Origin of the sequence: Aminobacter aminovorans (assembly GCF_900445235.1) — a bacterium.
GTDB lineage: Bacteria > Pseudomonadota > Alphaproteobacteria > Rhizobiales > Rhizobiaceae > Aminobacter > Aminobacter aminovorans.
Genome location: NZ_UFSM01000001.1, coordinates 1,620,001 through 1,622,500 on the forward strand (window position 1 = coordinate 1,620,001; position 2,500 = coordinate 1,622,500).

Here is a 2,500-nt window from a genome sequence, read left to right on the forward strand (position 1 = left end):
TGGTCTAAATAAGGGTCTTTGCGCCGAAAATGTACCGGGGCTAAAGCCATACACCGAAGCTTAGGGTTTGCAGCTTGCTGCAAGCGGTAGCGGAGCGTTCTGTAAGCTGACGAAGCCGTACCTGTGAGGGGCGGTGGAGGTATCAGAAGTGCGAATGCTGACATGAGTAACGTAAGGGGTGTGAGAGACACCCCCGCCGAAAGTCCAAGGGTTCCTGCTTAAAGCTAATCTGAGCAGGGTTAGCCGGCCCCTAAGTCGAGGCAGAAATGCGTAGACGATGGGAACCACGTTAATATTCGTGGGCCTGGAGGAAGTGACGGATCACGTATGTTGTGGGGTCTTATTGGATTGATCCCTGCAGCGGAGTGGTTCCAGGAAATAGCTCCTCCATTATAGACCGTACCCGAAACCGACACTGGTGGACTGGTAGAGTATACCAAGGCGCTTGAGAGAACTATGCTGAAGGAACTCGGCAAATTGCACGCGTAACTTCGGAAGAAGCGTGACCCTTTCATGCGCAAGCATGTGGAGGGTGGCACAGACCAGGGGGTAGCGACTGTTTATCAAAAACACAGGGCTCTGCGAAGTCGCAAGACGACGTATAGGGTCTGACGCCTGCCCGGTGCTGGAAGGTTAAGAGGAGAGGTGCAAGCTTTGAATCGAAGCCCCAGTAAACGGCGGCCGTAACTATAACGGTCCTAAGGTAGCGAAATTCCTTGTCGGGTAAGTTCCGACCTGCACGAATGGCGTAACGACTTCCCCGCTGTCTCCAGCATAGACTCAGTGAAATTGAATTCCCCGTGAAGATGCGGGGTTCCTGCGGTTAGACGGAAAGACCCCGTGCACCTTTACTATAGCTTTACATTGGCATTCGTAGTGGCATGTGTAGGATAGGTGGTAGGCTTTGAAGCCAGGGCGCCAGCCTTGGTGGAGCCACCCTTGAAATACCACCCTTATCTCTATGGATGTCTAACCGCGGCCCGTTATCCGGGTCCGGGACAATGTATGGTGGGTAGTTTGACTGGGGCGGTCGCCTCCTAAAGAGTAACGGAGGCGCGCGATGGTGGGCTCAGACCGGTCGGAAATCGGTCGTCGAGTGCAATGGCATAAGCCCGCCTGACTGCGAGACTGACAAGTCGAGCAGAGACGAAAGTCGGTCATAGTGATCCGGTGGTCCCGTGTGGAAGGGCCATCGCTCAACGGATAAAAGGTACGCCGGGGATAACAGGCTGATGACCCCCAAGAGTCCATATCGACGGGGTTGTTTGGCACCTCGATGTCGACTCATCGCATCCTGGGGCTGGAGCAGGTCCCAAGGGTATGGCTGTTCGCCATTTAAAGCGGTACGTGAGTTGGGTTCAGAACGTCGTGAGACAGTTCGGTCCCTATCTGCCGTGGGTGTAGGAATATTGAAAGGATCTGTCCCTAGTACGAGAGGACCGGGATGGACGGATCTCTGGTGGACCTGTTGTGGCGCCAGCCGCATAGCAGGGTAGCTATATCCGGACGGGATAACCGCTGAAGGCATCTAAGCGGGAAACCCACCTTAAAACGAGTATTCCCTGAGAACCGTGGAAGACGACCACGTTGATAGGCCGGGTGTGGAAGTGCGGCAACGCATGAAGCTTACCGGTACTAATAGTTCGATAGGCTTGATCGTTCTCATTCCTAATGCTCATCACAGTGCGATCCCAAAAGATCGTCACACTGCCAAATGGCAGGATGAAAAAGCACAACAAAGATCAGCGAAAAGCCACGAGAGGCACCACGACAGCTCAGCTGTCCAGGCCCCTCAAAGCTCCTTCGCGACACAAAGCTTCTCGATAAAACGTGCGTTTTGCCGACCTGGTGGTTATGGCGGAGCGGCTGCACCCGATCCCATTCCGAACTCGGCCGTGAAACGCTCCAGCGCTGATGGTACTTCGTCTCAAGACGCGGGAGAGTAAGTCGCTGCCAGGTCTGCCAAACGCACGTTGAAACAACGCATCGCAAACGCGTTGTCGAAATCTTCTCGATACAAAGGGCCCGCCAACGGGTAGTCGGGCCGCGTAAGCGGCCCTTTCCTTTGGCAAATGCCGGATAAAAAGGACGTTTTGCCTACAGCAAAAGTCCGAAGCGTTGAAAAAGGACTTTTGCCTCAGGCAAAAGTCCGGTGGCGCGGGGTGGAGCAGCCCGGTAGCTCGTCAGGCTCATAACCTGAAGGTCACAGGTTCAAATCCTGTCCCCGCAACCAAATACCAAAACAGCCCAGCTTGTCTGGGCTGTTTTGGTATTTGGACGCAGGTGACGGGCGAGTTGAACCTGCATCAGGGGCCCGCTAGGAGGCAAAGCCGACGACGCGGGACAAAAAGCCAAATCCTGTCCCCGCAACCAACAATAAAAGCCCGCCAAGGTGAAAACCACGGCGGGCTTCTTCGTATCCGCACGATCCCCACCGATCGAGCCGAAACCGAAGCAGAACAGCGGCGCTCGCCCGCAAATGTCCCCCCACCACCAGCTG

The 2,500-nt window shown here is 55.1% G+C and carries 1 tRNA gene and 2 rRNA genes (1 of these 3 cut by a window edge); all 3 read left to right on the forward strand.

Annotated elements, in window-relative coordinates:
- Positions 1–1,660 (forward strand): 23S ribosomal RNA (locus tag DY201_RS08030) (it extends 1,153 nt beyond the left edge of the window).
- Positions 1,661–1,844: 184 nt separating this feature from the next.
- Positions 1,845–1,959 (forward strand): 5S ribosomal RNA (gene rrf / locus DY201_RS08035).
- Between the two features lie 197 nt (positions 1,960–2,156).
- A tRNA-Met gene (locus DY201_RS08040) sits at positions 2,157–2,233 on the forward strand.
- The last annotated feature ends 267 nt before the right edge of the window (positions 2,234–2,500 follow it).